Genomic DNA, 26142 nt, shown 5'->3' with positions numbered 1-26142 from the left:
TGAAACTTATAAATTTTTGTATTTAAAAAATATCAAATTTTTTGAATATATGAATTCATTTAGAAATTTTTTCTAAAAGGTTTTTATAAACTTCTAAAGTTTCAGAAGCCGCTTTTTTCCACGAAAATCTTGCGGAGTTTTTTTTGCCATTGAAGATCAATTTTTTCATGGAACTACGGTTTTTTAAAAAATCTTTTAGAAGGTTCTCTAAATCAGCCTGATCTTCAGGAGAAAAATACAACACGCTGTCTTGTAAAATTTCAGGCATTACTGTCGCGTTGGAAGAGATTACTGGACAACCGCAGGCTTGTGCTTCCAGAGGAGGAAATCCAAAACCTTCGTATTTTGAAGGAAAGATGAGAAGACCTGCACAGGAATAAAGACAACGAAGTTCGTCTAAGGTTAGTCTTTTTATGGAAAGAATTTGATCTTCGTAACCGATTGTATACGATTGTAAATAGTCTGGGATTTTTCCGGATGTGCCACCTAACACCCATTTGGTTTTTAAAAGTTTAGAATTCCAAAGAATTTTTAAAACGTCTAAAACTAAGTTTAAATTTTTATGACCTTTGCCAATTCCAACGCTCAATAAATAACCTTCTTTGAGATTATATTTTTTTAAAAAATTCTTTTTTTCAGAAGTGGTGGCCGGATAAAAAACGGAATGGTCTATACCGTTATAAATTAGTTTCGTTTCTTCTTTAGAAAAACCGAATACAGATTCTAAATCCATCGCAGTGTGTTCAGAGACGGACACAACTTTTTTTGAAAACGATCGAATCAAACGAAACACAATCTGCATATAAATTTGTTTTACGAAACTTGAATGAAATTCCTTCATTCGAAACGGAATAATATCATGAATTGTTACAATTGATTTATGAAGATAAATAAGAGGTGCGTTGAAATGAGGAATGTCTAGAAAGTCCATTTGATTCATCCAAGGATGACCTAAAAATTCGGAAAAGGAATAGATCGGGGTACGATATGAAATTACAGGATATGAGAAATCTTTTATGTTTCGAATCGTTTTACGTTTATCTGTGATTGGATTTTGATTTTGTTTAAAACCGGAAAATTCATGACAAACGATTCCTTCGTTTTGAATCGTTTTTATATCGCCAAAAAGATAGATTTGAATTTTTTCTTTTTCTGCAATTGGGCCTAGATATTTTAAAAGCCCTCGAATCCTCATTCCGATGCCGGAATGAGAAATCATACGAGCGTCTAATCCGATCGCAAAATTGCGGTTTGTTTCTTGGATTCCCATGATCGGACAAAAATGGATCGATGTTGGAAATCTGCAAGAAAATGAAAATCCGATGGAAGATACTTTTCAAAATAAGAATTCTTGAAAAAGGTTACCTGAGAAGTTAGTCAGAAAAGAATTAAGGGCTCATCCAAGACTTCTAAGATATAAATGTTTTTTAGTTATGTGTGTTTGAAGATTTAAGAAATGAATACTATAGCAAAAAAAGGAAATGTTGCTTTTTATAGATTAACGTGAGTAATAATGCTATTGTAGTGGAGTGAGGGAATTCGCCCAAATTTTTTTACTCTGAATTTATGTTAAATTAAGTCTTATTCTTAATTTGATATTTAATGGATTGTAGACAGTTTTAGAAAGATTTACTGATTTTTAAAATAAAAAAACCGGACAAGAGAGTTTAAATTGGAAGAAGATATAATTAATATTTTGAAATCGATCGGAGAAGATCCAACTAGGGAAGGTCTTATCAATACTCCAAAACGAGTCAAAAAAGCGTACGAATTTCTGACATCCGGCTACCGCGCCGACATTACAAAAATTGTCAATGGAGCCATCTTTGAAGAACCTACAGAAGGAATGGTTCTTGTGCGTGATATAGAAATGTATTCTCTTTGTGAACATCACCTTCTTCCTTTTTATGGAAAGGCGCATGTGGCCTATCTACCAAACAAAAAGATTATAGGGATCAGTAAGATTCCTAGAATTGTGGATGTTTTTGCCAGAAGGTTGCAAGTTCAAGAGCGTCTTACTGAGCAGATTGCTTACGCCATCCAAGAAGTTTTAGATCCTCAAGGTGTTGCCGTGGTAATCAAAGCAAAACATCTTTGTATGATGATGAGGGGGGTAGAGAAACAAAATTCTGAACTTTTCACCTCGTGTATGTTAGGCGCTTTTAAAGAAAACATGGTTACTCGTTCTGAATTTCTAGATCTGATTCGTACAGGTTCTACCTAAGGAGTTGTTTTCCAGAAGAATTTTCTAAAAAACTTCTTTCGCAATTTGGTAGACAGAGAAAAAAAAAGAAACATTCTTTGCCGAATTCGGAGGAAGTTATGGCAAAAGAAAGAGTCGTTTCACCGTCCGCAGAATTTAAAAAGAATGCGAACATTAGTCTTAAGGATTATAAATCTCTTTATAAGGAATCCATAGAAAACCCGAACAAGTTTTGGGCAAGAGAGGCTAACCGTCTTACCTGGTTCAAAAAATGGACTAAGGTTTTAAGCCACGATTTTAAAAATGCAAAAGTAGAATGGTTTAAGGGTGGTAAACTGAATGTCTCTTATAATTGTTTAGATCGTCATATAAAAACTTCCTTAAAAAACAAAGCCGCTTTAATTTGGGAAGGGGACAATCCCGCGGAATCGAAGGTTCTTACATATTACGATGTTTACAGAGAAGTAAATCGTCTTGCGAACGTTCTTAAAAAATTCGGAGTAAAAAAAGGGGATCGGGTTCTCGTTTATCTTCCTATGATTCCGGAATTAGCCATTACAATTCTTGCATGTACTCGGATTGGTGCGATCCATTCAGTGGTATTTGGCGGATTTTCACCCGAAGCGCTTCAAAGTAGAATCGACGATTGTAAACCTAAGTTAGTCGTCACTGCAGATGGAGGCCTTAGGGGTGGAAAACAAATTGAGCTGAAAAAAAACGTGGATCTTGCTCTTGAAAACTCCAGAGAAAAAGTAAAAACCGTAATCGTAGTTCGTCGCACTGGAAACGAATCCGGTCTTACTTGGAAAGACGGTCAAGACTATTGGTATCATTTTTTGATGAACGATCCGGAGCTTCCTTCTTATTGCAAACCGGAAGAAATGGATGCGGAAGATCCTCTTTTTATTCTTTATACTTCAGGTTCAACCGGAAAGCCAAAAGGAGTTTTGCATACTACCGGTGGTTATCTTTTAGGAACTAATTTAACATTTCATTATGTATTTGATATTAAACCAGAAGATACATATTGGTGTACTGCGGATATTGGTTGGGTAACTGGTCATTCTTATTTAGTTTATGGTCCATTATCCAACGGAGCCTCTTCTGTAATGTTTGAAGGAGTTCCTTCTTATCCGGACGCTGGGAGATTTTGGGACGTCATTGATAAGTATGGGGTAAATATATTTTATACCGCACCGACGGCGATTCGGGCTTTGATGAGAGAGGGTTTAAATCATATTCAAAAAAGAGATTTGAGTTCGCTTCGTCTTTTGGGCTCGGTCGGAGAACCGATCAATCCTGAAGCCTGGGAATGGTATTTTAAAAACATAGGAAAAGGAAAATGTCCGATCGTAGATACTTGGTGGCAGACGGAAACGGGATCGATTATGATTACAGCGCTTCCAGGAGCTATTCCACAAAAGCCTGGTTCGGCGACTTTACCGTTTTTTGGAGTTCAACCTGTTTTGGTGGATAACGAAGGTAAGGAGATTATGGATAAAGGAGAAGTTTCTGGAAATCTATGTATCAAAGGTCCTTGGCCTTCAATGATGCGCGGGGTTTACGGAGATTCAAAACGATTTTTTGAAACTTACTTTTCTCAGTTTAAAGGATATTATTTTACGGGAGACGGAGCACGTAGAGATAAGGACGGTTATTTTTGGATCACTGGAAGAGTGGACGATGTGATCAACGTTTCCGGTCATAGGATCGGAAGCGCAGAAGTGGAAAGTGCACTTGTTGAAAATAAATCAGTTGCCGAAGCAGCCGTAGTGGGTTTTCCCCACGATATAAAAGGCCAGGGAATTTATGCTTATGTAACCGTTAAAGAAGGTGTTACGACTAACGATACCTTAAAAAAGGAACTTATTGCAACTGTGGAAAAAATGATTGGTAAGATTGCAAGACCGGATGTGATCCATTGGGCTCCGGGTCTTCCAAAAACACGTTCCGGAAAAATTATGAGAAGGATTTTAAGAAAAATCGCTTCAGGAGAATTTGAAGGTTTAGGAGATATTTCTACTCTTGCAGATCCATCTGTGGTTCAAAAGTTGATCGAAGATAAAAAGAAATTTCACAGTTGATATAGGTTTGGTTTTTAACAAATCAAGCCAAACCGCAGAAAATGGAATTGCTCAGTTAGAAAGAAATCTAAACAACTTTTTCTACTCGGCAACTTCCTATTTAATGGAAATTGAATTCTTACTGAGTAGTATTTTTATATATTAGAATTGTTGAAAAATTCCATAGTGACGATTAACAAAATTACTTCAATCTACCGTTTCCATAAAACAAAAACAGATGGAGAATTTATTTTTCAACAACTCTATTCAATTTACCTAAATAATATAAATTTTATATTACAATCTATTTCAAGCAAAGCTGATTTTTCCGGACTTATTTTAGAAAAGGTGTTAAAAGTTTGATCGGCCCGAAAAGAATCATCTGTCTTACTGAAGAAACGACCGAGTTATTTTACTTGCTTGGAGTTGAAGAACGAATTGTAGGAATCTCCGCCTATACAGTTAGACCACTCAGAGCTAAAAAAGAAAAACCTAAGGTTTCTGCGTTTATCAATGGAAATGTGAAAAAAATTAAGGAACTAAAACCAGATCTAGTAATCGGGTTTTCGGATATACAATCGGCTCTTGCAAAAGATCTAATTGCTGAAGGGTTGAACGTACTTGTCACAAATCAAAGAACGATTTTGGAAATTTTCGATACGTTGTCTCTTTTAGGATCTATAGTAGGAAAAGGAAATGAGACCCAAAAACTCATTGAAGGTTGGAAAAGAAAGTTAGACGAAATTGAAAGAATATATTCTTCTAGAAGTCAACCATCTATCTTTTTTCAAGAATGGGATGAACCGATCATAACCGGGATTTCCTGGGTTTCAGAACTCATTACATTTGCTGGGGGAAAAGATTGTTTTGAACATCTTAAAACGAAATCTTTAGCAAAGGATAGAATCGTTTGTGCAGCGGATGTTGCAAAAGCAAACCCGGACGTTTATATTGGTTCTTGGTGCGGAAAACCTATGAACTTTGAATGGGTTCAAAAGCATCCAGATTGGCAAAATGTAAATGCAATTCTAAATCATAAAGTTTATGAATTGGATTCTTCTATTATCCTTCAGCCCGGCCCAGCGTTATTTGAAGAAGGAATCGATCAACTTGTGAAATTGATTCACTCGTAGTTTGTTTTAGTATTAATTTTGATACAGTATAACGGAGACTTCATGTAGAGATTTGATTTTCAAACTAATGAAAGTGGGGTTTGTCCAGATTTTTTTACGTCGAATTCACTTTAAAATAGGAAATTTAGACAAAGAATTTTACGCGATCATTCTTTAGAAATTTTTAATAAAATGCAGTATTTCCCACAAATTAAGTCGCATCTAGCAATTTGCAAACTTTCGAACAGTTTTAAATATTGCAATAGTTCCCACGTTTTACAGAACTCAATGTCTCGTTTCTATTGGGATTTGACAGGTTTTGGGATAAGTCCAAAATGGAGCTTTTAGTTTGATAAGATTTTTAAAATGAATTACGTTTGCTTAGAAATTTGATTTTTCTATATTTGAATTTTTTATAAATTTTCAAGATAAATAAAAATTTTATAATACTTCTGTATTTAATTTTTTAAAAAATCAATCCTTGATTTGTTTCGATTGTGTTGAAAGGGACAATTGAAGCAATTTTATGAATCTTCACTATAGAAATTTCAACAACTCGATTGTATAAAACTTCATGGATTAAAACAATTGTTTTGAATATTTTCATAAAGTTTGATTCATCTCACTTCACCATAAGCAAGAAAATCAATATTAGTATATTCTTTTTCTTGAAGTATTTTTTTCATTTCATCAGTACATAATATTGCATCACTGAATTCATCTACACGAAAAAATATAGCATTACTACCAATGTCAGAAGATGACACAAATAATCCTTTTTCTGATTCTCGCGTATTATTTATTCTTATAAGCTTCTTAGATGATGCGTTCCAAAAATGTTCTTTCTCTTCTACACCTATTAGCTCTCTTTGTGTTCTCCCACATATTTCACATTGGTCTATAATTTTTGTAGTTGTATTAGGTAAAAATGATATTTGTTTATCTACTATAAGTTCAACAAGAAGCGGTCCTTGGTAGGGTAAATACACCCTGGGTTTTCTTTTCATTTTTCTTATTGGAGATTGCAATTTTGGATCCTGTATCATTTTTACGGGTCCGGAACTGAGTTCTCCGACAATTTCATTGAGCGCATTAAAAACGGTTTCTTTGACAATTACGCGTCCACCTGTAGGCCACGAAAAATCACCTATATCATTTGATCCTTCTTCCCATTCAATGGTCAATGGGCTCGGTGTCTCATATTTGCCTCCGATATTGCACGAATCACACGGAAACTTTTCAACAAGTTTTACTGGACTTCTAAGCCAACATTCAGCGTAGATAGGATTGATACACTCGGTAATTTTCCAGATATTTGATTTTTTCATTTTTTATATAGTCTCTATTTTGAGTTTTGTAGAATTATATTGATTTAAATCATTCTTTATCTTTAAGACTTTTCATAATGTCAGTTTTAGCTTTTATGAAAAATTTCAACGCAAAAAAGAAAGGATAACTTAGTGACTTGTTCTAATGATTTCTATGGGTTAAGTTTTTGGTATTAGAGAATTGATTTCCATAATCAGATAGTTTTGCATAACTTGGACTATTGAATTTCATGAGAGGATGGATGATCGGTATTCAAATAGTCTTTTTACCTAAAAGGTTGTTTCATCACGTTCAAAAGTAGTTCGGATTGTTATTTTAGAGCTTTAATTGATCAGAATAAGAAATTATACAAAGAAACTAAGTGCGAATAAAAAAACTATTTTTGCAAAAAAATCGATTGAGAACTTACAAAATATTTTAAAAACAGCAAGGATCGGGTTTTTAAAATGCTGACTTCGGATAAGATTTAAATATGAACCACTACCAAAAAATTGCGGAAGCAATTCAATTTATACAAAAAAATGCAATTTCTCAACCCGAGTTGGATGAAGTTGCAAAGTCAGTAAACTTAAGTCCGTTTCATTTTCAAAGGCTGTTTACGGAATGGGCGGGAGTTAGCCCGAAACAATTTCTGCAATATATTACTTTACAAAATGCTAAATCGATTCTTTCCAAACCTCAAGCTACTTTGTTTGATGCTGCCTTTGAAACCGGGTTATCCGGAACGAGTAGACTGCACGATTTGTTCGTAAAAATCGAAGGGATGACTCCGGGAGAATTTAAAAACGGTGGTGAAAATCTTAAAGTTCGATATAGTTTTCAAAAAAGTGTCTTTGGGAATTATTTAATTGCTTCCACAGAAAAAGGAATTTGTAATTTATTTTTTTATGATATTCCGAAAGAACAAATTGTTTCTGAGTTAAAAGAACAATGGGATAGAGCAGATATAATTGAGCAAACGGACGAAAATCAAAATCGAGTCATTCGTTTTTTTGATAATACATTAAATGGGAATGAAAAAATCAAACTTCATCTGAAAGGAACCGAATTTCAAATCAAAGTTTGGGAAGCTCTTCTCAAAATTCCGGAAGGGCAATTGTCGTCTTATTCGGATATTGCGGATTGGATAGGGCAAGAAAATGCTTCTAGAGCGGTAGGGACTGCTATCGGTAAAAATCCAATCGGGTATTTGATTCCTTGTCATAGAGTGATCAAAAGTACGGGTGGGATCGGAGAATATCGCTGGGGTTCTGAAAGAAAGATGGCTATGATCGGTTGGGAAGCAAGTAAAGTCAAAATGGGATCTCAATCGTTCTGAAGAAATATTCAGAGTCTGTTCCAAAAATTTAGAATGAATTATTTTTGAATCTTCAATAAAACGTGGTAATTTACAGAAACCGTTGTATCGTATGAGTTCTCATACGATTTTTCAAAACTGCAAAACTCAGTTAAAAGTTTTTCCGTTAACTACTTTCAACTTCAAATCTCAGATTTTAAACAAAGATCTTGGTCAAAATACTTCATTCTAAAATTGCAGTTTGTCGTTTTATAATACGGATACTGTATTTCCAAATAGGTTTTCACTTTTCATTTACTGAAATTAAATTATAAAAACGTTTGGCTTATGTCCAAACAATCTATAGAATCCATTCGCAAGAAGGGAGAGGCACTTACATATTATTCTAGAATGACAATTATGTTTATGGTGTTGATTTCTTTAGCCGCGAGTTTCAAAACACTTCAAACTCAGATTAAAATCATTCATTCTTCCGCTGCGTTTTTTATGTTTGTTTATACGCTTTTTGGTTTTATTCTCTATAAAAAATATGAAATTAAACAATGGGTTCATAATCTATTTATTATATTTGATTCTCTTATGTTGAGTGTGACGATTTTTTTAGATAGTATGGTTTCCGCGGAATTGATTTCCCCCGTTCTTAAAAATGCAATTCTTTATTCAGTATATTATTTTATTATTGCTTATTCCGGTCTTTTAGGCAGGCCGAAATTTGTACTAGTTACAGGTATGTTTTGTTATTTTGGTTATTCAATAGCGTTGATTAACGCAGCCTTTCATGGTCTTAGGTTTTCGGAAGACAACATGATTAATATGAAACCCGGTTATGTTAAACTTAGCGCGGAGATTACTAAAATCTTCTTTATGGCAGGTGTAAGTTTAATCCTTTATCGATTGATGAATTTATTTGATGAGTTATATCAAGAAGCTTCTTCTTATTTTCAAGAAAATAAGAATTTTTTAAATCAGCTGGAAAATAACAGAAAGATAATTCATTCTTCGGCGGAGACTTTGGAAGTTTCGGTAACAAACTTTTCAGAATTTACAAGTTTAACCAGCGAAAAGATGGAGTCGCAGGCAGCTGCTTTAGAACAAGTCAACGCAGTAATAACTTCTTTATCTAAATCATCCGAAAAAAATGCAGATTCGATTCGTATTCAAAATGAGAATTTAATCGAGCTCAATCAAAAAGCCCAAACTCTTTTGGAAGTAATTGGTGAAATATCAGATCATTCTAAAGGTCTGGATGTTAATGCGAAAGAAAGTAAAACCGAAATGAAAGTTGTAAAAGAATCTGTGGAAAAAACCGGCGAGTTTTTGAAAAATATTTCGAATTCATTTCAACGTGTGGATGAGATCAATCGTATTTTAGGAGAGATTGCAGATAAAACTAATCTTCTTTCTTTGAACGCTTCTATAGAAGCGGCTCGTGCAGGTTCTGCAGGTCGAGGGTTTGCTGTGGTTGCTCAAGAGGTTAGTAAACTTGCAGAGTTTACGGCTACAAATGCAAAGATGATTGCGAAAGTGGTTCAAGAATCTCTCGAATTTATTGAAGAAGCGAATACCGCTTCTCAAGGTACAGGGCATTTGACAGAGAATCAAAGTATTAAAGTCAATCTTACCGTTTCAAAAATAGAAGAGATGAGTCGTTTGTATGAACGTGGGACTGCGATCGTTAACGATTTTGTTAAAAATTTAGAAAGAGTGAAAAAGTTATCGGATGATTTATTTCATTCTACGGAAGACCAGATGGTCGCTCAAAAAGAAATGATGAAAGCTATGTTCGAACTTGAAAAAGAAGTGAATGAGATTACTCAAGAATCTGGAAAAATTCAAGACGGGGTTTTGCAGATTAAAACCCAATCTAGAGATTTAAAAGCTTTGAGTGTTGTTTGAATCTTTGAAGATATTTTAAAATAGTATGATATTTTTAACAATTGTGCTCAACGAGTTGTTGATTGTGCGTGGGTAACTCAGCAACGCTGCTCTCTATGGATCGCAGCGTGGGTAACTCAGCAACGCTGCTCTCTACGGATCGCAGCGTTAGGGATTGATGCGGAGTCAACAAATTGTTTCAATGCCAAAATTTTGTTTTATTCTTCGTTTCAATTTGTTGACTGAAGCTGAGAGCCCGGCCTGCTTATTTTACAATAAACCTTTGTTTTACAATCGATTCAAAAGCAGGAACGCCCAAATTTTTTTAGATTTGAAATCATTAGAATCGTTTTGCAAAAACAGTTCCGATTTACATTTTGAGTACGATTTTTAAAACTGTCCCTGAATAAAATTTGAAAATTTTCTCTTTAGGGAGCGGGGTCATGTCGTATAACGTTAGAGCGGCTATCATTGGTGGAACCGGACTTTATAGTTTGGAAGGAATGGAGTTGATCGAAGAAATTTTTCCTGACACTCCTTGGGGTAAACCTTCTGATAAAATTAAGATCGGTAAATACAAAGGAAAATTGATCGCGTTTTTACCTAGACACGGAATCGGACATTTTCTTTCTCCGCCCGAAGTCCCAAATCACGCAAATATATGCGCTCTTAAACAACTCGGTGTTGAGGAAATCGTTGCATTTAGTTCGGTTGGAAGTTTGAGAGAAGAAATTAAACCTCTCGATTTTGTTTTGCCGTTTCAGATTATTGATCGTACTCGTTTTAGGAACTCTACTTATTTCGGAAATGGAGTTGTGGCACACGCTCCTTTTGCGGAACCTTTCTCGCGCAATTTAAGTGAACGAATTGCACAAACCGCTAAAAAAATCGGTTTAAAAATCCATTTGGATAAAACCTTAGTTTGTATGGAAGGCCCTTTGTTTTCTACTAAAGCGGAGTCTCACCTTTATCGTTCTTGGGGTGCTGATATCATCAATATGACCGTTCTTCCAGAAGCAAAACTTGCTCGTGAAGCCGAGATTGCGTATCAGATGATTTGTATGTCCACCGATTATGATTGTTGGAGAGAAGGTGAAGAATCCGTCACGGTTGAAATGGTAATCGCAAATTTGACTAAAAACGCAGAGACTGCTAAAAAACTTCTTTCTGAGCTGATTCATGTACTTGGAAACGGAGATGATTTGAGTCTCAAAAATAGTACACGTTATTCTATCATTACAGCTCCCGAAAAAAGAAATTTGGAGACGGTAAAAAAACTTAGAGTTCTTTTTCCGGAATACTTTTAATTCAAGTTTTAAAATTTCAAAAAACGAGTTAATTCTATAAAATGAATTTCTAATTTGATTAATGTCTGCAAAACGGCGATTTTATGTAAAAATTTAATTAACTTGGATTCAATATAAGAAAATGAGAAAAGGTTTTCCAGAAATGTGAGTTTTTACAATTTTAGGATTGGTTCGTAAAATCGCGATTTGCCGTGGTTCACACAAATTAAGTCACATTACAAATTTTTAAACATTGAACCTACTTGTACATACTTAACACATTCATTTTTTGTATGATCTCTCACATTTTAGAAATTGATCCATAAAGTTCAGATCTCGACTTTTTTCAGAACAATGAATTCCTTAGCCTGAACTCACGTTAATTAGATGAAGATTCTTTTTAGATTTGGTGGAAATTCTTTCCTGGAAGATATTTTTATGAGAATTGATTCAAACTTAGAATCTGTTTCAAAAACTTATTCTGAATAAAACGTAAGAGTTCTCACAAATTACTTCTTATTCTATTAATTTTCCAATTTTGGGATAAGTTATTGGATGTGGAACCTTGCAAATAAATATTAAACAATATTTATAGTCATAATTCGTCTAAACTATTTTTCAAAGCACGATGATATTCCGGATAAATAGTTAGATCGTTGTGAGAACCGTTTGAAATTGTAAAAAGAATTACATCTTGATTTTGTTCTTTCAATTTTTTGAATATGATTTCCGAGTTAGAATAAGGAATGATTTGATCTTGTGTTCCGTGAAAGATTCTAATTTTAGAACGAATATTTTTTAATTTAGCCAGATTCTGAAATTGAAATTTTAACATCCAAGTTTGTATAAAAGGATAATAATTTCGTGCAAGTGTTAATAAATCCGTAAACGGGGTTTCTAAAAATAAATTCAAATCTGGATTTTTAGAAACTAAATTGATCGCTACCCCTGTTCCTATCGACCGGCCATAGATTACAATTTCGTTTCTGGGAATTTTAAGTTCATTGAGCAAATAACTCAGCCATAATTCCGCATCGGAATTCATCGATTTTTCGGAAATACTTCCGGAATTTTTTCCATACCCTCTATAATCTGTAATTAAAAGATTCCATCCAAGTGGAAGAAAATCTTCATAAATTCTTCCCCATGTTCTCAAACTTCCCGCGTTTCCATGAAAAAATAGTATTGTTTTTTTAGAAAGATTACTCTTAGAAGGAAAAAAAAGTCCATAACTCATTTCTCCATCGGGAGTGGCGAGTTTGATTTCCTGAAATTCATTCGGAAAATGGAATATAAAATTTTCAGAAAGTTTTTCTGGAAAAAAAATCAGTCTTTCTTGATTCCACCAAATTAGAAACAAAATTAAAAAAATAAAAGATAATAAAAATGTAATGATAAGACTCATCGATCGTTTCATACTAAATCAGGGATTTGAAAGAATTTCTTTTTTCCAAAGTTCTTTTCCATAAACGTCAAAAATCTGTAGGATTAGTTTTCTTTCATTTCGTTTTCCGCTTATGGAAATGGTTCCGAAATTCCTTTTGTCGACGAGAGTTTTTTCTACACGTAAAGGATTGTTTTCCGAGCTTGGAGAATGGGGCCTGGATGTTAGTGGAGAAATCGTAAGATCGTAAATCGGTATGTCTTTTTCTTTTAAAAAATTCAATTCCGTAAAATGGCGGTCCCCAGTTAGAAAAATTATATTTTTAACTTTTAAATCCCGAATCGCGGAAAGAATTTTATTTTTTTCTTCTAAATAAGTGGCGTAATTTTCAAAGATCGGATTCGGATTTAAAAATTGTCCTCCCATAACAATAAACTTAAAAGTAGCTTTTGAATAAGCCAATGAATTTGCAAGCCACTGAAATTGTGTTTCTCCTAAAATTTGTCTCGGACCTATCACCTTATTATTGTTAGCTGTTCTAAATGTCCTATTATCTAAAAGAAAAAATTGAACGTCACTCCATGTAAATGAACCGTAAATACCTTCCTTTGCATAATTTGGATTTCCCCAGTGGAGTTTGAACATTTCTTCAGAAGTTTCTCTCATCCAAAAAGAAGAGTCTGCATCGTTTGGACCAAAATCGTGATCGTCCCAAATTGCATAATGATGAACCGATGCAAAAAGAGGAGCAAGTTCTGGAATTCCCCTTTGATGTCTGTAACGATGAAAAAATCCAGTTCTTGAATCCCAATCTGGCTCTCTTAAATAAATGTTATCTCCTAACCAAAGCATAAAATTTGGCTTTTTAGAAAGAATCGAATTAAAGATAAAATATTCTCCTCCATAAGTTTTTCCTGGAGCTTCAAATTCTGGTTCATTTATATAAGAACAACTTCCAAGAGCAAAGGAAAAAGAAGGAGGGTCTTCATTAGAAGCGTATGGAAAAAAAGGTTGGGTTTGAAATACCTGAGAGTGTTCTGCCGGAATTCTTTTTTCATCTATAAGTATATTATAATTATATTTTTTACCTGGTTCAACTTGGTTTGCAATTAACTTTGCGATAAAACCAGTCTCTGGTTTTGTTTGAATTTCTTCGGAAAAAATTTTATGTTTTGAATTTCCAATTTCAGAATATTCTAATTTAACATTAGATTTTCGATCTGTTTGAACCCAAACCAGAACTTCTTTTAAAGTGGAGTATCCTAAAATTGGTCCTGAAACGATTTTTGCTGATTCTGCTCCGAGTATATGACTGAAAAATAGAAAGAGAAAATAGGAAATCGTCTCATATTTTAAAATTCGAAATTTCATAAGTGAATCTCCTTTTACTCGTTAATCGTAAAATTTGTAAAAACTTAAGGACGTATATTAAAAGCGTTTTGGGTTTTCTTTAGAATATTTTTCATAGAAAACGAATTCAAATTTCTGAAAGTAATTTAGCTTTGTTTTTAAATTGTTTTGCAGAGATGTCATCAGACAAAATTGATTTGTTTCGAGCAAGGGCACGGACTGGAAGTTTATTTCCATTTTTAGCCGCTCTTTTGATCCCTTTTTTCAATTCAGATTTCATATCATACAAAAAACCTTCAAAATCCACCTGCATCGTATGTCTTGCAGATGTTATATAACGTCTTTTCATTTTGGATTCATATTTTTCAATTGATTGATTCATTTTTTCTTCAGATGGAAGTTCATAGTTTCCGACCAGATATTCGGAAATCCATTTGCCTTGAAACTCGGATAAAGGAGCAATTGGTCCAAGAGGTTGAAATAACCCTACGAAAAAAAGATTTTTAAATTCTGGTTTTATCATTCTATGAAATAGAGGCAGATGATTGTCTTTTGCTGATAGGAAGTTTTCGTCAAAAAACGGAAATTTTACGTTGTAACCGGTACAATAAATGACTACGTCTATTTCTTCTTCGCTGCCGTCTACAAATATCACCTTATTACCGTTATACGACTCTATATTTGGTTTTGGAATTATATCTCCCCTGCCTAATCGAACGAGAATGTCCTGAGAAATTGTAAAGTGGGCAGCCCCTGGTTTATGATCCGGTTTTTGAAGACCGAAATCTTCAACATTTCCTACTCCTAATTTTAATGCAAATTTTATGATAAGACTTTTTAACCAAAATGGAGTATGAACAGGAAAGAGAGTAGCGATTTTATCTAAAGGTTTTCCAAAGAGATAGTTGGGAATGATATAAGCTCCTCTTCTTGCCGCTAAAAAAACTTTAGATGAAATTCCTGGACGACAGAGTTCGACTGCAATATCCATAGCGCTGTTTCCCATTCCGAGAATCACAACACGCTTTCCAGCCAGTTGAATTGGCTTATTGGGATCTACATACGAATGAGAATGAATGATATCTCCCGTAAATTTTCCTGAAAAATCCGGCTTGGGCCATCTTTGAGACCAGTGATGTCCATTGGATACTATGAGTACATCATAATATTTTTGTTTTCCATCTTCAGTTACTATTGACCATGTTCCGTCTTCTTTACGTTTTACGTGGGTTATTGGAGTTTTAAAAAAAATATGATTTCGAAATCCGAAATGATTAACGTAGTTTATGAAGTATTCTGAGATTTTTTGATGATCCGGATAAGCGGCGTAAGAATTTGGCATAGGATAGTCTTTGTATTCCATTTTGTCTTTATGAGTGTTGGTATGCAGAGACTTATAGATGCTACTCATTTTATTATCGTTCTTGAATTTCCAGTTCCCACCGACTTCACTTCCCGCTTCGTAACACTCAAACGGAATTCCTTTATCTTTAAGCGCTTTGCATACTGCGATTCCACTAGGACCTGCACCTATAATACATACGGTCGGTAATAAAGACATTTCTCTCCTAATTTTATAAATAATAAGTAGTTAAGATATATGATAGGTGTTTTGAAATTATAATATAGTCAATGAAAAAGTTTTGAGTAAAATAGAGAACGCTATAATTACTTAATACTTGTGTAATTAAAATAAGATTGTTATGAATTGTCCCTAAGGTAATTATTGCAGAGTTTATAATATTTATAAAATATAATGTGTTAGTAATTTTTGAATAATAAAATATTATGGAAATATATTTTAATTAGGATGGATTGTCACTTTAGATTTGATTGAATTTGCTATAAAACAATTTTTATGAGCTTTTTCATGAAGACCAGCTAACGTATCTAAGTCTGGAATTTTATCACCTTCAAAAATTACCTTAGGGTAAAGTTCTATTTTAGTGACTATTATCTTTCCTTCTTCGTTTTTTTCTAGAATTGCGATTGCGTTATCCTCGTAATTGGAAACGATGAATCTACTTTTTGATGCGATTGCAAGGAAGGTCAAAAAATGACAACTACATACGGAAGAAGCTAGTAATTCTTCTGGGTTTGTATATTCTGCTTTTCCATAAGTTTCCGGTGTGGATGAGCCATGTAACTTTTGACCACCTTCGTACCAAATCGAATGAGTCCTATCGTAAGAATCGTATTTAAAATCTTCGGGTCCTTTTTTCCAAAATAAACTAATTTTATGTTCGGACATTTTGTTTTCCTCGTAATAATTTAAAGTTTTTCAATAACTCTATAATGTTTATTTAGGATTATATAATAAACTATTTAAAATTCAACCTTACTAGATTCTACAGCATTTGTAAAATCTAACTTATTTTAATTAGATTTACAATTAAGATACGTAAAAATGCTTACTAAAATTAATAGTGAATTTTACAAAGATGCAGAAGTTTTTAAAATAAGTAGAGTTCGCATCGAAATTTGTTAGAATTTTTTGCAATTAAATACCACATTCATTTTTTCGAAATGAAACTTTCGCAGGTTTTTAGAAAAAAATAAAAAAATCTGCAAAATTCACGTACTGATAAAGGTTATGATTGTAAAGATATGGAATGGAAATTCAAAAAATATTTTATTCGTAAAATGAAGTAAACTTTTATTGTTTGATACAAAAAAATTCATCGTTGCTTTTAGTCTTTTTATTAAACGATTTGGGAATTCGTTATGTTTTAGGAAATGTTTTGTTTAAGACTTGTCTTAAAAATGATTTTTAATTTTGCATATAAATTACTTAGTAGAATTTTCTGAAATGATTAATAGTTATTTCAGAAATTTTGATAAAATGAATATTTAATGTACTTCTACTCTAAGTTTTTGGAAAAACCATTGATTTTTCAAAGTACGTAACACTATTAGGCTATGCCCTTAAAAAAAGAAATAAAAAGAAAAACCGATGAAGAGATCTTTGCCTCGGGTCCTGCCTATATCAATTGGATTCGATTTGGCTTGATTTTGCTTTTTTATGCTTCAATTTTAATCAACTGGAAACGCACTAATTCAATTCAAAATATTTTATATTTAAGTGGCACGACCGCTATGTTTTTTAATTTTATCTATAGTTTTTATAAAATTCGAAAAACAGGTAGTATATCTCATACTCTCAGCAAAGCATTTCTTCTGATGGATGTTTTTGTTCAGTTTTTGGTTATGGTGGGTGCAACTATGGATCATCCCGATTTTACCACAGGCGTGGTAAAAAGTCCTATTTTATACGGGATCAGTTATTTATATATAGTTTCCTCCGGGCTTTTGTTAACTCCTAATTTTGTACTTTGGATCGGGTTTTTGTCCGGGGGGGCACAGGCTTTGGCGGTTTTGACTGCGGCACGATACGGTTTGATTTTGACGGAACAAAAGAAACTTGCTAATTCGTTGGGTTATGCTTCTGTTTCGGAACAAATTACAAAAATCTTATTCGTATTTGCTTGTGCAGTAATTGTTCGAATTCTTGTAAAACTGTTTATGCGATTGAGAGAAAATTCCAAGTACAGACAGGAAGCATTAGAAGAATCTCATAAACTAATTGCTCAAAGAAGTTCTAAAATGAAAGATTCCGCATTATATCTGAAAGATTCCTCCAAGAATTTAAAAAGTTTTATGGATGATCTTTCTGTTTTAGTTTCTACGCACGCTTCTTCTTTTGAAGAGATTAGCTCAACAGTGGAACAATTTCAATCTCAAACTGAGAATTCTTCATATAATGTAAAAAATCAGTTTAAAAATATTGAAAGTTTAATCCTTCATAGTAATAATTTAAAATCGATTATAGAAAAAATTTCTAATTTCAACCAAACCTTGGATCAAAGTATGGATAAGGTTCGTAAGTCTGGGGTAATGGTCACTAAGTTTGTAGAAGAACTGTCAGGTTCTCTTTCTTCTTTGGGAGATTCTTTTAGAAGTGTGGGGGAGGTAAATCGAATCATGTCCGAAGTTGCGGATAGGACTAATTTACTTTCTTTGAATGCGTCTATTGAAGCGGCTAGAGCCGGAGAGGCGGGTAGAGGTTTTGCAGTTGTTGCACAAGAAGTTTCTAAGCTCGCAGAAAGTAGTGCTGGAAATGCGGATTTAATTTCAAAAATCATTCGAGATTCTTCTAATCATGTGCAAATGGGTCGAGAGTCTGCTGAAACAACTGCAGGGCATGTAAAAGAACAAGATACCTTAATTCAAGATTTGTTTGTTCGATTTGATGAGTTTTCGAATTTATTTCACGAACAGAGGAAAATTAATTCCGAATTCTTTTCTACTTTAGATCGTTTACGTTCTTTGTCTTCGGAAATAGAACTTGCTTCTTCCGAACAAAAGATGGGATTACGAGGAATTGTAGAAGCAATTTCCTTACTTCAAAATTCTATGGAATCTTTGGTTACAAAAAGTGAAAATTTAAGCGTGGTTGTCAGAGAATTGGAAACACAGTCAGATACGCTTATCCTTGCAGAAATAAACACCTAACAGTGAAAAGATGTATATTTTTTAAAGAAAACTTCTATTTTGAGTTTGTCTCAAAACCTAAACACCGATTCGTAGAGTGTGGTGTTTGCTGAGCTTCATAAAATGTGGGAAGTCATATAAATTTTAACATTAGGGTTGTTGAAAAATCCCATAGTCCAGTTTAATAAAACTGCTTTAATCGACCGTTTCCATAAAATAAAAACAGGCGTAGAATTAATTTTTCAACAACTCTAATGTAGAATTGAAAAATCATCTTGATTCTTGAAATGTGGGAACTACTGCAGATTTATGTTATACTGTTGATTTAGAACGTGCAAGAAACTACACTATTAACATTAAACTCAGGTTATTTTAAAAAACTATATTCTAAAATTATAATAAGCCTAGGTTTCTTTGTTTTTGGCCTTTGAGTTTTTTTGAAATATGTGATTTTTTTGATTCAAATTTGATCCGTTTTACTCCTTGCGAGAACCGTAATGAGTATGGGTGTTTTATTACTCAACTCTGACCATGAAATTAGTTCTGCACTTCAAAAAGATCCTTCCGAGACTGTGACTCTTTTGATTCCGGAAGATATTTGGCTTCTTTTTCCTGAAAAAGACGTTAAGTTGCTTACTAAAAGAATTCCTGCGCTTTTGAAAATTTATGGGAAATATCTTTCTTCGTCGAAACGTCTCGGCAACAAGGCGGACAGAACTTTATATCAACCTAGTCCAGGTAAATTAAAAATGAAACGAATCAATGTTCGTGTTCCTTCCGGAAGTTGGACTCTTTTGGGAACGTTGGCTCAGGCTCATGGTGTGTCTAAGTGTTATCTTTTTAATTATCTTTTGAAATTGGAAGCTCTTGGGGTCGGGAATTCTATCTTGAATACGGTTCGGGCGGGGGTTCCCGCATTTCACTGGTCTTACAGTTATATCCTGCACTTAGACCTGCCAAACAACCGAGTAACTCGAAAACTACACTGTGAACCAGAATCCTATTTTTATGCTTTAGATCTAGAACGGTTTTCTACATAAAAAAATTATAAACTAAAGGAGCCTAAAAAATAGAAACTCCGAACGAATCGACGAGAACAAATATTGATCCCTTATATCAAGATCACTTCGATTTACTATTAAGCTTATTATCTTAGATTTCCCATCCTTAAATAAAGGACCTGGATTTGGTTAAGGAGGTTTAAATTTGCAAAACTCAAATTACAAAGTATCCGCGAACTTTTCCAGGGTTATTTCAGTTGTCATTCTATCCTTTTTCAAATGTTTAGTAAAAAGGAACATTCGAGGAAAGAGAAAATGGCAAATATCTATTACGACGCCGATTGTGATTTAAACTCGCTAAAAGGTAAAACCATCGCGGTAATCGGTTACGGAAGCCAGGGACATGCCCAGGCTCAAAACATGAAAGATTCCGGGTTAAAAGTAATTATTGGTTTAAAAGAAGGATCCAAATCCGTTCAAGACGCAAAGAACGCTGGTTTCGAAGTGTATAGCGTCGCAGAAGCTTCACAAAAAGCGGACATCATACAAATTCTAGCACCGGATACAATTCAAGCGGATCTTTATAAAAAAGATATTGAACCGAATCTTAAAAAAGGAGACGCGCTCGTTTTTTCTCATGGGTTTAATATTCATTACGATTTTATCAAACCTCCAAAAGAAGTAGACGTGTATATGGTGGCTCCTAAAGGTCCAGGCCATCTCGTCCGTAGAGTTTATACCGAAGGAGGAGGAGTTCCTTGTTTGATTGCAATTCATCAAGATTCGTCTGGCGAAGCAAAAAAAAGAGCTCTTGCACATGCGGCAGGAGTGGGTGGGGGTCGTGCTGGAATTTTGGAAACATCATTCCGTGAAGAAACCGAAACGGATCTTTTTGGAGAACAAGTAGTTCTTTGTGGAGGACTTTCCAATCTGATCATGGCGGGTTTTGAAACTTTAACCGAAGCCGGATATGATCCTGAAATTGCATACTTCGAATGTCTTCATGAAGTGAAACTGATCACGGATCTAATTTACGAAGGTGGATTGGCAAGAATGAGATTTTCTATCTCTGATACTGCGGAATACGGGGATTATGTAAGTGGTCCTCGAGTGATCGATCCAGGCGTAAAACAGAGAATGAAAGAAGTTCTCAACGATATTCAAAAAGATAAAGGGGCAAAATTTGCTACCAATTGGATGGCCGAAACAAAAGCGGGCTATCCGAACTTTAAAAATATGAGAGATAAAAATGCATCTCATCCAATTGAATCTGTGGGAAAGAAATTAAGAAGTATGATGAAATGGTTATCTAAATAATTTCGTCTCAAATTTATTCTTAAAGAAAACCCGGCGGATGTTTATCATTTTCCGGGTTTTTTATTTTTTCTCGGATTCAATGATTGAAAGGAAAAAAGTTTTTGTATTTAAAAACTCTTTTGCTGATAGACATTGCATTTTCTGTTTTTTGTCCATAAGTGAAAATATGAATTTGCGGAGAAAATGAAAAAATTTTCTAAAAGTATGAGTTTCTATAGTTTTAAAACTTGTTTGTAAAATCTTGATCTGTGGTAGTTCCCACAAATTAAATCACATTACAAATTCTTAAACATTTACTTTTTGTATGAGTTCCCACATTTAGGAATTGATCTAGAAAATTCAGTCCCTAACTTTTTTCAGAAAAATGAATTCCTTCTGCCGAACTCACGTTAAAATAGGAGTTTTGTAATCTGAAACTATATGTTGAGTTCTTGTAAATCTAGGTATAATTAATAGAGTTTTTGAAAAATTAATTCTCCATCTGTTTCTGTTTTATAGAAACGGTAATTAAAACAGTTTTGTTAATCGTCGCTATGGAATTTTCAATAACTCTAATGTTATAGATTTGTATTTCGTTTTCGAATTCTTCGATCCCAGTGATCGCGATAGAATTTGGGCATAAGTTCATCAGGAAGACAACTGTCAATGTCTGGCCTCTGAGACCAAAAATGAATCAAATCTCTTCGAAATAAGATAAATCAGTGTCTGCATTGAGTTTACTTAGTTTAACCTTTTTTATAAAATAAGTCGAATTTTAGATTCTGTAAATTATTATGATATAGAATTGCAACTTGGAGTTACAATACGATTTATCTGAGATAGATTTCTTTCTGTTTCTTTTACGAATCGGTCGTAAAGTATATACTTTTCGATTCTAATTCGGCCAAATAAATTTTAGATAATTCTTTTTTAAATTGAAGAGTCTCAATTCTTGATTTAAAAAAATAATGACAAAAGGATTTCTTTTGTTACTTTGATTCCATTCTAAATGAATCTTTAGGAGGCTAGGTTTGAAATCCAAGTTATCAGCAATCGTTGTCTGTTTGATTTTATTTTTTGCAACGGATGCATTTGCACAAAAGAGATACGGACTTATTTTCGGAACTAACTATACAGGCAATAAGGCTGGAATTCCGGAACTCAATCTTTGTGAAGCGGACGCAAGTTATTTGAACGATGAAATTCGAAAGGTAGGAAACTTTGATGAAGTTAAAATCGTTCTCGGAAAAGAAGTCACAAAAGATAATATAGAAAAAGAAATCAAAGCTTTAGCAAAGAAAGCGGGAGATAACGATACCGTTCTGCTTTATTTTTCCGGACACGGTGCTTTTCAAAGAGATGCGTCTGCAAAAAATGGGATGAGAAATCTTATTATTTGTTACGACAGGCCTCACCTTCCAGACGATGAACTGAATAAATACTTAGAAAAAATAAAATCTCCTAAGACTGTATTTATCTTCGATTGTTGTTTTTCGGGTGGGATCGCTAAAAAAGGAAAATCGACTCGAGGTTCCGCTGATGTTCCGATTCCCGAAGGAAGTAATGGAACCGTAAAACAGGACGCAGAAGATTTTTTCTTTCAAGATAAAACGATCATTTCTTCTGCAGATGATAACCAAACTGCGATTGAAGTTGGCGGAAGTATCAATCATGGGATTTTTACTTATAACTTTGGAAAAGCCCTAGGTTCTGCAGATTTAAATAAAGATAACGTTGTTACGGCTCTGGAAGCATTTTTCAAATCAAGAGAAGAAACCGTTCAGATGGCAAAGAAATTCCAACATGAACAAGTGCCTCAGATTTCCGGAAACGCTTCTGGCATTTTTCTTTCGGGTAAAAAAAGTCCGGAACCTCCAAAGCCGGTTGATCCTCCAAAACCTCCCGCCCCTTCTGTAGAACCTGAACCAGATCCAGTCAAACCCGATCCTTCACAACCAGTGGTAACTCCGGAAGAACCTCCTGTAGTTCCTACAAATGAAAGAGGAGATTTAGTTTTAAAGACTACGATTATTCAAGATCGTGCATATGGACTTTCGGATCTTCCGCCCGATATTTTGATTTTCGCCAAGAAAAAAAGAAAAGGAAATCGAAACGTTAAAGTTTATATAGACGATCAAGAATTTTCTTCTACTATAACCTCTAATTCTTCCAATTTTTGGGGCGCCGTTAAAAGACAAGGACAGTTGATTCCTGGTAATATCTACACGATCACATTGAACAAGGTTCCAGCCGGAGTTCATAAAATTACGATTAAGGCGGATGATTATCCAGAAATCCAGGAAACGTTTGCAGTTCTTCCAAATAAGAAGAATGAACTTCCGATCAACGTTTCTATGAGCGGTTTTGGTGCTATTCAAGGAAAAGTTTTTTATAAAACTTTGGATAATCCTGTAATTAATCAGCCGATCTTTATGCCTACGATTTCGAGTGTTACTGGAATTCAAAAATTGAATACAGACAGCGAAGGAAATTTCTGGTTCACAAATCTAAAGCCAGGGGATTATGAAATCAAAGCTTCTTTTGCAGAGGATTTGAATCTCAACAATTCAATGATCAACGTAAGAGAAGGAGATGTGACTAAAGTGGATGTCATTTTAAATGTAAAGATGCCTTCTACCAAAACGAAATACTAAAGTATTATATTTCGTTTTTAAGTGAAATAAATGAAAAGCCCGCCAATGCAGCGGGCTTTTTTGTTTTAAAATTAATTCTTGATCCATTTCCGTTGTATTGAAATAGACAATTGAAGCAATTTTGTGAATCTTCACTATGGAGTTTTTCAACAACTCTAATTTAACGTGAGTTCGACGTAAGAAAATTGGGCGAATAATAAACTCAATGCTGCTCTGTGGATCGCAGCATAATAATCGCTTTTACATTTGTTATGCCGAACTCACGTTATTTTAGTCTTTCAAAAAGTTTTTCCATTCGCTAGATCTAAATCTGCGTTTGCGGATTTCCTTTAACTTTTTCATCTGATTTACGTTGAGAAGATTTCCTGCCTTTAGGCCGGCTTCTGGAAGAATGGTATTGTTGATTAGGTTTGCTACTGTTTTGTCGATTGAAAGAAAGGAACTTTTTAGATCTGGGTCCATCTCTGGATAAAACATATGCGCCTCCGTGCGACTTTCTGGTTTGGTTTTAAGTTTTGTTTTTATTGGGAATCCCGCTTATTCTCATCCTTGAGAAAGCAATTGACTCCCAGAACTATCTATCGAAGAAATTGGAAAATCCTTGAGTGTTTTTTTCTTGTACTAATTTTCTCAAAACAATAAAATTGCAAAAAAATGCAGATCCGAATGATCAACAATACGGGTAAAAGGACTGGAAGATTTGTCGCTTATGAATACGGCACAGATTTATTTGGCTACGTATATATGGATAAGATCAAAGGTAAGGATCGAGGTAAATTGGTTTCACGTTGGGTAATGCCGGACTTCGGGTCGTTGGTTCGTTTGTTGGATTTTGAAATTTATAAACGAGAAAATGAACACTACGAAAATATAAGTTCCGTTATTGGATGACTTCTTTTACTCGGATCGATTTGCTTAAACGCAGAGCTGAAAAGTTAAATCAACTTTACGATAAAATTTCCGTTCTTCTTTCCAAACTTTCATTATCTCGTCTTGTTTTCTTTTCCATCTTTTTACTTTGGATTTCTGTTTTCTACTATTTACGTTCTTCAATTCTTTATTATCTTCCTTCTCTAGTTTTTCTTTTTCTTTTTTTCTTTTTTGTCCGGAGATATAAAAAGACTCTTTTAACTCGGGAAAAAATTCGGCTTTGGATTTTTGTTTTGGAAAGAGAATCTGCAAGAATTTCAATCAAAGGTTTTGGTAAAAAATTTGGAACTAAAATTGTTTTGGAAAAAGTTTCTCCTTTAGCCAGAGATTTAGATCTGTTTCAAGAAAATGGCTTATTTTCTTGGTTGGATACTACTTTCACTTACAATGCAGAACAAAAATTGATTTCCCTTTTGGATCTAGAAAATTCTTCTTCGCCTAACAATAGGGAGAATATACTTTTACGTCAGTCTATTGTTCGATCGATTTCTGAAAAAACATTAGCAATTCCTAAAATACTTAGGCTCGCCTCTTATCTAAAGGAAAATCAAGATGTTTCTCACATTTGTACTAAAACTGAAACAAAATTAATTCGAGATGAAAATGCATCCAAATTTTGGGGAAGTTACCCTTGGTTGAAAAAGATATATAGACCAATTACGATTTTGGTGCTTGCATTTATCCCCGCAAACTTACTTTTAGGGGTTCCTTTTCCTGCCTCCGTTTTATTTTTAAATTTGATCCTGTTTGGGCTGTATCGTTCCCGTTCTTTGGAAATTTTTAGACAGTATTATTCTATTTCTAGAAGTATTTCGGGACTTCAGAAAATTCTAATATACTTAAAAGGCCTGAAAATCAGGGATAAAAATGGTAGATTTCTTTTGGAGGATACTTCCAAGGAAGAATTAAGATCTGCTTATAAAGATTTGGATCTGATTTTAAAACGTGTTTCTCTGACCGAAGCTCCTCTTTTACATTTGATTTTAAATAATCTGTTTCTTTACGATCTTTGGATTTTACAGAAAATTTCGAAATGGAGAGAAAAACATTTTATACTTTTGGAAAAATCGATCGAGGATTTAACCTTATTTGATTCTTTATTTCCTTTTGCGAATTTGAAATGGATGTTTCCTGATTATTGTTTTCCGGAAATTCTTTCTGAAAATTCTAAAGAAGGAATTTCAGGTAAGGATCTTTTTCATCCTTTGATTCCTTCTGGCTCCAGAGTTTCTAATCCATTGGATTTTACTGGAAAACAAGATGTAGTACTGATTACGGGCTCGAATATGTCTGGAAAAACCACTTATCTTCGTACGATTGGTGTGGCTTCTATTTTTGCCATGGCGGGTGGTCCGACTCCCGCGTCCAAATTTTCATTACCCGTTTTAAAAATTCATACGAGTATGAGAAACGAGGATAACTTAGAAGAAGGAATTTCTTTTTTTTATTCGGAAGTGAGAAGACTTTCCGAGATCGTAAAAAAGATCAGGGATAAAAATTCGTCTCATCTTGTTCTATTAGATGAAATTTTAAAAGGGACTAATACGAGAGAACGTTCTCTTGCTTGTAAGGGAATTTTAAAAGAACTCAAAAAAAATCGTACAATTGTTTTTGTAACGAGTCATGATCTTGAACTTGCAAAAGTGGAAGGTGTTGTCTTAAAACATTTTCAAGAGGAAGTTTTAGATGGAGATATGTATTTTGATTATAAAATTCGAGAGGGACTAGTTGAAACTAGCAACGCTCTTCGAATTTTAATTCAAGAAGGATTAGATCTGGATTTTACGTAAAAATTCAATCTAGGAACTATTACAAGTTGAATTAATAAAAAAGAATATTATAAATTAATAAAATGAGTCCCTGACTGAAAC

Annotated in this window: 19 protein-coding genes; 12 read left to right on the top strand and 7 right to left on the bottom strand. The window is 34.0% G+C overall.

The window, feature by feature from the left end; translation table 11 throughout:
- Positions 1–55: 55 nt before the first annotated feature.
- Positions 56–1270, bottom strand: a complete 1215-nt coding sequence (locus LEP1GSC059_RS07380; protein WP_017214989.1) for a glycosyltransferase family 4 protein — start codon at positions 1268–1270, stop codon at positions 56–58.
- Between the two features lie 402 nt (positions 1271–1672).
- Between LEP1GSC059_RS07380 and folE the strand changes: the two genes are divergently transcribed.
- The 3 genes from folE to LEP1GSC059_RS07365 all read left to right on the top strand — a co-directional run bounded on the left by folE (position 1673) and on the right by LEP1GSC059_RS07365 (position 5399).
- Positions 1673–2224: a GTP cyclohydrolase I FolE gene (folE, locus tag LEP1GSC059_RS07375; RefSeq protein WP_002152174.1), complete on the top strand. Its 552-nt coding sequence runs from the start codon at positions 1673–1675 to the stop codon at positions 2222–2224.
- A gap of 98 nt (positions 2225–2322) precedes the next feature.
- Positions 2323–4287, top strand: coding sequence for an acetate--CoA ligase (acs, locus tag LEP1GSC059_RS07370; RefSeq protein ID WP_020980539.1), 1965 nt, complete (start codon positions 2323–2325; stop codon positions 4285–4287).
- A 338-nt stretch (positions 4288–4625) separates the two neighbouring features.
- On the top strand, positions 4626–5399 hold the full coding sequence (locus LEP1GSC059_RS07365; RefSeq protein WP_002176811.1) for a cobalamin-binding protein: 774 nt from the start codon (positions 4626–4628) through the stop codon (positions 5397–5399).
- 596 nt (positions 5400–5995) lie between these two features.
- On the opposite strand, the gene LEP1GSC059_RS07360 is transcribed toward LEP1GSC059_RS07365, so the two are convergent.
- On the bottom strand, positions 5996–6706 hold the full coding sequence (locus LEP1GSC059_RS07360; RefSeq protein ID WP_002176809.1) for a hypothetical protein: 711 nt from the start codon (positions 6704–6706) through the stop codon (positions 5996–5998).
- Positions 6707–7179: 473 nt separating this feature from the next.
- Between LEP1GSC059_RS07360 and LEP1GSC059_RS07355 the strand changes: the two genes are divergently transcribed.
- From LEP1GSC059_RS07355 to mtnP, 3 genes are all read left to right on the top strand, one after another.
- Positions 7180–8025 carry a bifunctional helix-turn-helix domain-containing protein/methylated-DNA--[protein]-cysteine S-methyltransferase gene (locus LEP1GSC059_RS07355; RefSeq protein ID WP_017214986.1) on the top strand — a complete coding sequence of 282 codons (846 nt, stop codon included), beginning with the start codon at positions 7180–7182 and terminating at the stop codon, positions 8023–8025.
- A 306-nt stretch (positions 8026–8331) separates the two neighbouring features.
- Positions 8332–9900, top strand: coding sequence for a methyl-accepting chemotaxis protein (locus tag LEP1GSC059_RS07350; protein ID WP_002176804.1), 1569 nt, complete (start codon positions 8332–8334; stop codon positions 9898–9900).
- A gap of 422 nt (positions 9901–10322) precedes the next feature.
- Positions 10323–11186 (top strand): S-methyl-5'-thioadenosine phosphorylase, encoded by an 864-nt coding sequence (gene mtnP, locus LEP1GSC059_RS07345; RefSeq protein ID WP_017214984.1) that lies wholly within the window; start codon positions 10323–10325, stop codon positions 11184–11186.
- Positions 11187–11760: 574 nt separating this feature from the next.
- Here mtnP and LEP1GSC059_RS07340 read toward each other — a convergent pair.
- The 4 genes from LEP1GSC059_RS07340 to LEP1GSC059_RS07325 all read right to left on the bottom strand — a co-directional run bounded on the left by LEP1GSC059_RS07340 (position 11761) and on the right by LEP1GSC059_RS07325 (position 16150).
- Positions 11761–12582: an alpha/beta hydrolase gene (locus tag LEP1GSC059_RS07340; protein ID WP_020980534.1), complete on the bottom strand. Its 822-nt coding sequence runs from the start codon at positions 12580–12582 to the stop codon at positions 11761–11763.
- Positions 12583–12588: 6 nt separating this feature from the next.
- The gene (locus LEP1GSC059_RS07335) at positions 12589–13920 is read right to left on the bottom strand and encodes an alkaline phosphatase D family protein (RefSeq protein WP_017214982.1); all 1332 of its coding nucleotides are present in this window, start codon (positions 13918–13920) and stop codon (positions 12589–12591) included.
- A gap of 106 nt (positions 13921–14026) precedes the next feature.
- Positions 14027–15460, bottom strand: coding sequence for a flavin-containing monooxygenase (locus tag LEP1GSC059_RS07330; protein WP_020980550.1), 1434 nt, complete (start codon positions 15458–15460; stop codon positions 14027–14029).
- A gap of 240 nt (positions 15461–15700) precedes the next feature.
- The gene (locus tag LEP1GSC059_RS07325) at positions 15701–16150 is read right to left on the bottom strand and encodes an OsmC family protein (protein ID WP_017214981.1); all 450 of its coding nucleotides are present in this window, start codon (positions 16148–16150) and stop codon (positions 15701–15703) included.
- A gap of 668 nt (positions 16151–16818) precedes the next feature.
- Between LEP1GSC059_RS07325 and LEP1GSC059_RS07320 the strand changes: the two genes are divergently transcribed.
- The 4 genes from LEP1GSC059_RS07320 (at position 16819) to LEP1GSC059_RS07300 (ending at position 23341) form a co-directional block, all read left to right on the top strand.
- Positions 16819–18411, top strand: a complete 1593-nt coding sequence (locus tag LEP1GSC059_RS07320; RefSeq protein ID WP_002176810.1) for a methyl-accepting chemotaxis protein — start codon at positions 16819–16821, stop codon at positions 18409–18411.
- A gap of 482 nt (positions 18412–18893) precedes the next feature.
- On the top strand, positions 18894–19430 hold the full coding sequence (locus LEP1GSC059_RS07315; RefSeq protein WP_017214980.1) for a DUF1564 domain-containing protein: 537 nt from the start codon (positions 18894–18896) through the stop codon (positions 19428–19430).
- 276 nt (positions 19431–19706) lie between these two features.
- On the top strand, positions 19707–20708 hold the full coding sequence (ilvC, locus tag LEP1GSC059_RS07310; RefSeq protein WP_002176822.1) for a ketol-acid reductoisomerase: 1002 nt from the start codon (positions 19707–19709) through the stop codon (positions 20706–20708).
- A 1010-nt stretch (positions 20709–21718) separates the two neighbouring features.
- A complete protein-coding gene (locus LEP1GSC059_RS07300) occupies positions 21719–23341 on the top strand; it encodes a caspase family protein (protein ID WP_002176819.1) in 1623 nt (540 codons plus the stop codon).
- A gap of 270 nt (positions 23342–23611) precedes the next feature.
- Here the strand turns inward: LEP1GSC059_RS07300 and LEP1GSC059_RS07295 are convergent, their stop codons facing one another.
- Positions 23612–23818 (bottom strand): hypothetical protein, encoded by a 207-nt coding sequence (locus tag LEP1GSC059_RS07295; RefSeq protein WP_002176818.1) that lies wholly within the window; start codon positions 23816–23818, stop codon positions 23612–23614.
- A gap of 177 nt (positions 23819–23995) precedes the next feature.
- Here LEP1GSC059_RS07295 and LEP1GSC059_RS07290 point away from each other — a divergent pair, with 177 nt between their 5' ends.
- Complete coding sequence (locus LEP1GSC059_RS07290; protein WP_002151442.1) at positions 23996–24232, top strand: hypothetical protein; 237 nt, start codon at positions 23996–23998, stop codon at positions 24230–24232.
- Positions 24229–26061: a MutS family DNA mismatch repair protein gene (locus LEP1GSC059_RS07285; RefSeq protein WP_017214977.1), complete on the top strand. Its 1833-nt coding sequence runs from the start codon at positions 24229–24231 to the stop codon at positions 26059–26061. The genes LEP1GSC059_RS07290 and LEP1GSC059_RS07285 overlap by 4 nt, the downstream gene beginning before the upstream one ends.
- Positions 26062–26142 lie beyond the last annotated feature (81 nt).

Source organism: Leptospira noguchii serovar Panama str. CZ214, from assembly GCF_000306255.2.
In the GTDB taxonomy this organism is placed as follows: domain Bacteria; phylum Spirochaetota; class Leptospiria; order Leptospirales; family Leptospiraceae; genus Leptospira; species Leptospira noguchii.
This window is presented reverse-complemented; position numbering and strand designations above follow the sequence as displayed.

Bases quoted from the DNA above. Each gene is read 5' to 3' on its own strand.
- ilvC (WP_002176822.1), top strand. From the start codon at position 19,707: ATGGCAAATATCTATTACGACGCCGATTGTGATTTAAACTCGCTAAAA.
- acs (WP_020980539.1), top strand. From the start codon at position 2,323: ATGGCAAAAGAAAGAGTCGTTTCACCGTCCGCAGAATTTAAAAAGAAT.
- LEP1GSC059_RS07340 (WP_020980534.1), bottom strand. From the start codon at position 12,582: ATGAAACGATCGATGAGTCTTATCATTACATTTTTATTATCTTTTATT.
- LEP1GSC059_RS07290 (WP_002151442.1), top strand. From the start codon at position 23,996: ATGCAGATCCGAATGATCAACAATACGGGTAAAAGGACTGGAAGATTT.
- LEP1GSC059_RS07360 (WP_002176809.1), bottom strand. From the start codon at position 6,706: ATGAAAAAATCAAATATCTGGAAAATTACCGAGTGTATCAATCCTATC.
- LEP1GSC059_RS07285 (WP_017214977.1), top strand. From the start codon at position 24,229: ATGACTTCTTTTACTCGGATCGATTTGCTTAAACGCAGAGCTGAAAAG.
- LEP1GSC059_RS07315 (WP_017214980.1), top strand. From the start codon at position 18,894: ATGGGTGTTTTATTACTCAACTCTGACCATGAAATTAGTTCTGCACTT.
- LEP1GSC059_RS07320 (WP_002176810.1), top strand. From the start codon at position 16,819: ATGCCCTTAAAAAAAGAAATAAAAAGAAAAACCGATGAAGAGATCTTT.
- LEP1GSC059_RS07350 (WP_002176804.1), top strand. From the start codon at position 8,332: ATGTCCAAACAATCTATAGAATCCATTCGCAAGAAGGGAGAGGCACTT.
- LEP1GSC059_RS07335 (WP_017214982.1), bottom strand. From the start codon at position 13,920: ATGAAATTTCGAATTTTAAAATATGAGACGATTTCCTATTTTCTCTTT.
- LEP1GSC059_RS07295 (WP_002176818.1), bottom strand. From the start codon at position 23,818: ATGTTTTATCCAGAGATGGACCCAGATCTAAAAAGTTCCTTTCTTTCA.
- LEP1GSC059_RS07325 (WP_017214981.1), bottom strand. From the start codon at position 16,150: ATGTCCGAACATAAAATTAGTTTATTTTGGAAAAAAGGACCCGAAGAT.
- mtnP (WP_017214984.1), top strand. From the start codon at position 10,323: ATGTCGTATAACGTTAGAGCGGCTATCATTGGTGGAACCGGACTTTAT.
- LEP1GSC059_RS07380 (WP_017214989.1), bottom strand. From the start codon at position 1,270: ATGGGAATCCAAGAAACAAACCGCAATTTTGCGATCGGATTAGACGCT.
- LEP1GSC059_RS07355 (WP_017214986.1), top strand. From the start codon at position 7,180: ATGAACCACTACCAAAAAATTGCGGAAGCAATTCAATTTATACAAAAA.
- LEP1GSC059_RS07330 (WP_020980550.1), bottom strand. From the start codon at position 15,460: ATGTCTTTATTACCGACCGTATGTATTATAGGTGCAGGTCCTAGTGGA.